We start from the raw sequence: 5,851 nt of genomic DNA, 5'->3' as shown, positions 1-5,851 counted from the left end.
GGGCGGGCTGACCGAGCCGCGTTCGCGCAGCGTGGGTTGCTGGACGACGCGCCGGCGGCGGGCGCTGCCGTCGGCCGCCGCCGTCACCAGGCGGACGGCGGCCCGCATGATGCCGTCGATGTCCCAGTCGACGGTGGTGAGGCCCGGCGTGAGGAGTCCCGACATGGGGTGGTCGTCGTATCCCAGGACCGACACGTCGCCGGGGATCGACAGACCCAGCTCCGCCGCCGCCGCGTAGACCCCGTAGGCGATCGAGTCGGCGAAGCAGAACACGGCGCTCGGCCGGACGTCGTGAAGGACCTGGTGGGCGGCTCGCGTGGCCGCCGCGAGCCCGTGGGAGGCGGTGGCCACGGTGATGTCGAGCCCGAGGCGGTCGGCCTCGGCCGTGACGTGGACGTCGGCGGGCCGGTCGGGGGTGCTGGTCCAGGTCGGGGTGAGGACGGCGACGCGCCGGTGCCCCAGCCCCTGGAGGTGCTCGAGCGCGAGCGTGACGCCGCGCCGGTTGTCGAAGACGACCTCGGCCGCGGTGCCGGGCAGGGAGTCGCCGATCGCCACGACGGGCACGGACTCGCACAGCTCGGGCCAGAAGGCCGCCGCCGGGTCGAGCGGCTGCACGATCATGCCGTCGACGCGCTGGTCGCGTAGCTGCTGGGCCAGCACCCGCTCGCGGGCCGGATCGCCCACGGCGTCGACGATCAGCGCGTAGCGGTCCTTCTCGCGCAGGCCCCTGCTGATGCCGACGGCCAGGGACTGCTGCCAGAAGTCTTCGAGGGAGCCGCAGAGCAGCCCGATCATGCCGGTGCGCCCGCTGGCCAGCGCCCTGGCGATGGGGTCGGCCTCGTAGCCGAGCTCGGCTGCGGCGGCGCGGACCCGCTCCATGGTCTCCTCGGAGACCTGAAGGCCGCGCAGCGCGTAGGAAACGGCCGCCGGGGAGAGCCCCGTCGCCTGGGCCACTTCCCGGATCGTCGCTCTCTTCCGGGGCATTGAGCCAGCCTATTGCGTCGCGCCGACACAATCGGGAAAGCGAGCGTTACGGCACCGCGACCGCGTTGACACGAACCGGGGTGAAGCGGTTCACTGAACCGTATCACTGAATCGCTTCACCGAACGGATTCAGCACAACGGCCATCTAACCGATAAAGTCAGTAGGAAATACAGGGAGGAGGGCTTCCGTGACCATCGACGTGCACCAGCACGTGTGGACCCGCTCGTTCGTCGAAGCGCTGCGCGCCCGCACGTCGCCGCCGCGCCTCGACGGCTGGACCCTGCTCCTCGACGGCGAACCCCCCTACGAGGTCGATCCCGCCGACCACGAGACCCGCGACACCACGGGCCTGGAGGTGGCCCTGGTCTCGCTCTCCAGCCCGCTCGGCATCGAGTTCCTGCCTCCCGAGGAGTCCTGGCCGGTCCTCGACGCCTACCACGAGGGCGCGCTCGGCCTGGGCGAGCCGTTCGGGGCCTGGGCCGCCACCTGCCACAGCGACCCCGAACCCGAGCGCCTGGCCAAGGACCTCGACCGGGGCTTCGCCGGGCTCCAGATCCCCGCCACGGCCGTTCCGGACGACCGGCTCCTCGGGGTGCTCACCGAGCGCGACCTGCCGCTGTTCGTCCACCCCGGCCCCGCCGCGCCGGAGCCCCGGGCGGGCACGCCGCCGTGGTGGCCCGCGCTCGTGCCGTACGTGCAGCAGATGCACGCGTCCTGGCACTACTTCCACGCCGTGGTCCGCCCCCGGCACCCGAGGCTGCGCGTGTGCTTCGCGCTGCTGGCGGGCCTGGCCCCGCTCCACTCCGAACGGCTGATCGCCCGGGGCGGCACCGGCCGCGGCCTGGTCGACCCCGGCTTCTACGTGGAGACCTCCTCCTACGGCCCGCGCGCGATCGACGCGATCGTCCGCGAGCTGGGCGTCGACGTCGTCGTCAACGGCTCGGACGCCCCCTACGCCACCGCACCCGACCCCGGACTCGGCGAGGCCGCCGCGCACGCCATCCGGGTCACCAACCCCCGTCGTCTACTCGGCAGAAAGGAGACTCGAACGTGACCGAGACCGGCGAGCGCGCCATCGAACACGGCGGCAGCCAACTGATCCAGGACGGGGGCGCCTGTGCGCGGCTCCCGGAGCGCACGCTCGACAGGCGCGAGCTGCGCGACCTGGTGAACGACCTGGCCACCCACCCGGAGGAATGGGCGGAGCACGTGGACTTCCCCGAGGAGGGCGGGCGCCACTACGCCTCGCTCTACCGGGACGCGTACGTCGACGTCTGGCTGCTGTGCTGGCGGCCCGAGGACGACACCGGCTGGCACGACCACGACATCTCCTCGGGAGCGGTGCACGTGGTGCGGGGGACGCTGCTGGAGTGCAATCCGCGCATCGGCGGCGAGCACCTGGAAACGGTGGTGACCGAGGGCCAGTCGTTCTCGTTCGGGCCGGACCACATCCACCGGCTCACCGGGGCCGTGGACGGCAGCGTCTCGATCCACGCCTACTCGCCGCCGCTGTGGCGGCTCGGCCAGTACTCGATCGACGGCACGGGCGTGATGCGCCGCGTCTCGGTCAGCTACGCCGACGAGCTGCGGCCCCTGGACGACGCCGTGCCGCTCCCCCAGGACGGCGGCGCGGCGCGGCCCGCCGACGGCTCGGGACTGCGGCCTATGGACGACGCCGTGGCCTGAGCACGCAGCAGCTTCCGCAGGGCTCCACCTCGGGCAACGTGACCCACAGGCAGCAGGTCCTGCGGAAGTATCCCCCCTCGGCGGGCTCGATCAGCCCGTCGACGGGCCGGCCGACCTCCCTCAGCAGCTCCATGTAGTCGCCGGGGACCACGCCGGTCAGCGGGTGGGCGAGCGCCTCCGCGGTCGATCCCCAGAGGTTTCGCTCGCTCACCTTCGCCATCGCGCTGATGACGCGTACCAGGGGCTCCTGCGACTCGGCGAGCCCCTCGCGGATGGCGGCGGCGCCCGCGCCCCAGCGCAGCCGGGAGGCGGCGATCGTCACCCCGGCCTCCGACACCTTAAAGTAGGTGTCGGCGAGCGGCATGAGCGGGACGGGCGCGTCCAGCGCCCAGCCGAGCGCCATCGGCATCGTGTGCCAGTAGGTGTAGGTCTTCCAGAACAGCGTGGCCCCCACGTGGCGGGGCGCGTTCCAGCGGGCGGCCGTCTCGCCGACCAGCTCCCCCAGCAGCGTGTACGGCGGGCGGACCAGCTCGGCGGCGGGTGTCCAGCTGTCGTCGGGCGAGACGGTCAGGCCGGGCTCCAGCCCGATCACCCCGCCGCGCTCGGCGGCCACCCGGTCGAGCACCTCGGTCACCACGCCGGAAGCCCCTTCCCCCGCTGCCATAGGTAAGCCTTACCTAAGGTATCAGGCGGACCGGCGGGCGGGGCAAGCATCACTTACGCTGACATATGGTGTGACAACGTTGTCTATACGTTCGACATGGGACATGATCCAGGCGTGAGACCGACGATGAAGGACGTCGCCTCCGTCGCGGGCGTGGCGCTCAAAACCGTGTCAAGGGTCGTCAACGGCGAGCCTGGCGTAAACCCCGCCACCGCGGAGCGGGTGCGCGAGGCCATCACGAGGCTGGGCTACAGCCGCAACGAGAGCGCGCGGGTGCTGCGCAGGGGGCGGACGTCGACCGTCGGCCTGGTCATCGAGGACGTCGCCGACCCGTTCTACTCGACGCTGAGCCGCGCGGTGGAGGACGTGGCGATCAGCCGCGGCTGCCTGCTGCTGAGCGGCTCGTCCAGCGAGGAGCCGGCCAGGGAGCGCGAGCTGGTGCTCACGTTCTGCGCGCGCCGGGTGGACGGGCTGATCGTGGTGCCCGCCGGGGAGGACCACTCGTTCCTGCGGCCCGAGCTGGAGGCGGGCACGCCGGCCGTGTTCGTGGACCGGCCGCCGGGGCCCGGCCTGGACGTGGACACCGTGCTCTGCGACAACGCGGGCGGCGCCCGGCTGGCCACCCGCCACCTCCTCTCCCACGGGCATCGCCGGATCGCGTTCCTCGGCGACCGGCCGTCGATCTTCACCGCCGCGCGGAGGCTGCACGGCTACCGCGACACGATGGGGCGGCTGTTCGACGAGCGCCTCGTCTCGATGCGGGTGCCGTCGCCGGAGGGGGTGCGGGCGGACCTGGATCGCATGCTCGCCCTCGACGAGCCGCCCACCGCCCTGTTCACGGGGAACGGCAGGCTCACGGTGACCGCGCTGCGCGCACTGGCGGGGCGGCCGATGGCGCTGATCGGGTTCGACGACTTCGAGCTGGCCGACCTGCTCCGGCCGGGCGTGACCGTGGTGGCGCAGGACCCCTTCGGGATGGGCAGGATCGCCGCGGAGCTGCTGTTCCGCCGCCTTTCGGGCGAGAGCGGCCCGGCGGAGCACCTGAGGCTGCCGGTGCGGATCGTGCCCCGGGGCTCGGGCGAACTGCCGCCCTGACCGGCGGTCCCGCGCCCGAAGCGCACCACGGCACGGGCCCCCAGGTGTGAACAGGTCCGTCTGTGGCATTTCGGGGAGAAGGGGGCGCGAGGTGAGGAAGATCCCGTGAACGGTGCGAAGAAGCGGAACTCCGTGTCCGCCGCGGCGGCACTCGTGACGACCGCGGCCCTGGGGGGCTGCGCGGGCGGCGGCGACACCGGCTCGGCCGGCGGCGTGGAGAACGCCAAGGTGGCCTTCCTCATGCCCGACCGTGCCTCGACCAGGTACGATCTCGCCGACAAACCGCTGTTCGAGGCCCGGATGAAGCGGCTCTGCCCGAGCTGCACGGTCATCTACCACAACGCCGAGGCCGACGATGCCACGCAGCAGCGGCAGGCCCGTTCGACGCTGGCGGAGGGCGTCAAAGCCCTCGTCCTCGACCCGGTCGACTCGGCCGCCGCGGGGGTCATCGTCAAGTGGGCCCAGGCGCGGGGAGTGCCGGTCATCGCCTATGACCGCCTGGTCACCTCCGTGCCCGCCGACTACTACGTCTCGTTCGACAATGAGAAGATCGGCGCCATGATCGCCCAGTCGCTCGTCGACCACCTCAAGCAGCGGGGCGCCCTGGGCGGGCTGCTACAGGTCAACGGGTCCCCCAAGGACTCCGCCGCCGCCCAGCTCAGGAAGGGGGTCAACGACGTGATCGGCCCGAGCGGCTTCCGGCGGCTGGCCGAGTACGACACCCCCGGCTGGCGCCCGGAGAAGGCCCAGAGCTGGGTCAGCCTCCAGATCCCCCGCTTCGGCGACAAGATCGCGGGGGTGGTGGCGGCCAACGACGGCACCGGTGGCGGCGCCATCGCCGCGTTCAAGAAGGCGGGCGTGAGGGTGCCGCCGGTCACCGGCAACGACGCCGAGCTGGACGCGGCGCAGCGCATCATCGCGGGCGAGCAGTACAACACCATCTCCAAGCCGATCAAGGTCGTGGCCGAGGCCTCGGCGAACGTGGCCTACGAGTTCATGCGGGGCGAGAGGCCGCCCGGCATGACCATGCTGTACGAGACCCCGGCGGAGCTGTTCGTCCCCACCGTCGTGACCAGGAAGAACATCAACGAGGTGCTGTTCAGGAGCGGGATCATGAAGGCCTCGGACGCCTGCACGGGCGAGTACGCCGAGGACTGCGCCGAGCTCGGCATCAAGTGACCCCCCGCCCAGGCCCCCGGGAGAGGACCTCACGATGACCACGCTCGTGCTCGTACGCCATGGCGAGACCGTCTGGCACGCCGAGAACCGCTACGCCGGGCTCAGCGACGTCGAGCTGACCCCGCGCGGGCACGCCCAGGCCGAGCGGCTCGCCGCCTGGTCCGCCTCCGCCGGGCTGTCCGCCGTCAGGGCCTCCACGCTGAGCCGGGCCGCGGTCACCGCGTCGGCCAGCGCCCGCGCGG

7 protein-coding genes are annotated in these 5,851 nt (G+C 72.4%); 5 read left to right on the top strand and 2 right to left on the bottom strand.

The annotated features are described in order from the left end of the window. The coding region (locus DQW85_RS09790; RefSeq protein WP_162794867.1) for a LacI family DNA-binding transcriptional regulator at positions 1 to 984 on the bottom strand (984 nt) is incomplete at its 3' end. A 188-nt stretch (positions 985 to 1,172) separates the two neighbouring features. Here DQW85_RS09790 and DQW85_RS09785 point away from each other — a divergent pair. Together DQW85_RS09785 and DQW85_RS09780 are read left to right on the top strand one after the other, a co-directional pair. After that, the gene (locus tag DQW85_RS09785) at positions 1,173 to 2,039 is read left to right on the top strand and encodes an amidohydrolase family protein (protein ID WP_113700040.1); all 867 of its coding nucleotides are present in this window, start codon (positions 1,173 to 1,175) and stop codon (positions 2,037 to 2,039) included. Then, entirely contained in the window at positions 2,036 to 2,671 is a 636-nt protein-coding gene (locus tag DQW85_RS09780; protein ID WP_240197061.1) for a cysteine dioxygenase, read from the top strand. Before DQW85_RS09785 ends, DQW85_RS09780 begins: the two co-directional genes overlap by 4 nt. Here the strand turns inward: DQW85_RS09780 and DQW85_RS09775 are convergent. Then, on the bottom strand, positions 2,649 to 3,335 hold the full coding sequence (locus tag DQW85_RS09775) for a hypothetical protein (protein ID WP_162794866.1): 687 nt from the start codon (positions 3,333 to 3,335) through the stop codon (positions 2,649 to 2,651). The genes DQW85_RS09780 and DQW85_RS09775 overlap by 23 nt on opposite strands. Positions 3,336 to 3,449: 114 nt before the next feature. Here DQW85_RS09775 and DQW85_RS09770 point away from each other — a divergent pair, with 114 nt between their 5' ends. The 3 genes from DQW85_RS09770 to DQW85_RS09760 all read left to right on the top strand — a co-directional run. Next, positions 3,450 to 4,430, top strand: coding sequence for a LacI family DNA-binding transcriptional regulator (locus DQW85_RS09770; RefSeq protein WP_240197060.1), 981 nt, complete (start codon positions 3,450 to 3,452; stop codon positions 4,428 to 4,430). A 105-nt stretch (positions 4,431 to 4,535) separates the two neighbouring features. Further along, a complete protein-coding gene (locus DQW85_RS09765) occupies positions 4,536 to 5,609 on the top strand; it encodes an ABC transporter substrate-binding protein (protein ID WP_113700037.1) in 1,074 nt (357 codons plus the stop codon). Between the two features lie 34 nt (positions 5,610 to 5,643). Beyond that, positions 5,644 to 5,851: histidine phosphatase family protein (locus DQW85_RS09760; RefSeq protein ID WP_162794865.1), on the top strand; the 208-nt coding region annotated here is incomplete at its 3' end.

The organism is Nonomuraea lactucae, from assembly GCF_003313395.1.
Taxonomy (GTDB): domain Bacteria; phylum Actinomycetota; class Actinomycetes; order Streptosporangiales; family Streptosporangiaceae; genus Nonomuraea; species Nonomuraea lactucae.
Note: the sequence above shows the minus strand (reverse complement) of the source record. Positions and strands in the feature narration are given on the sequence as shown.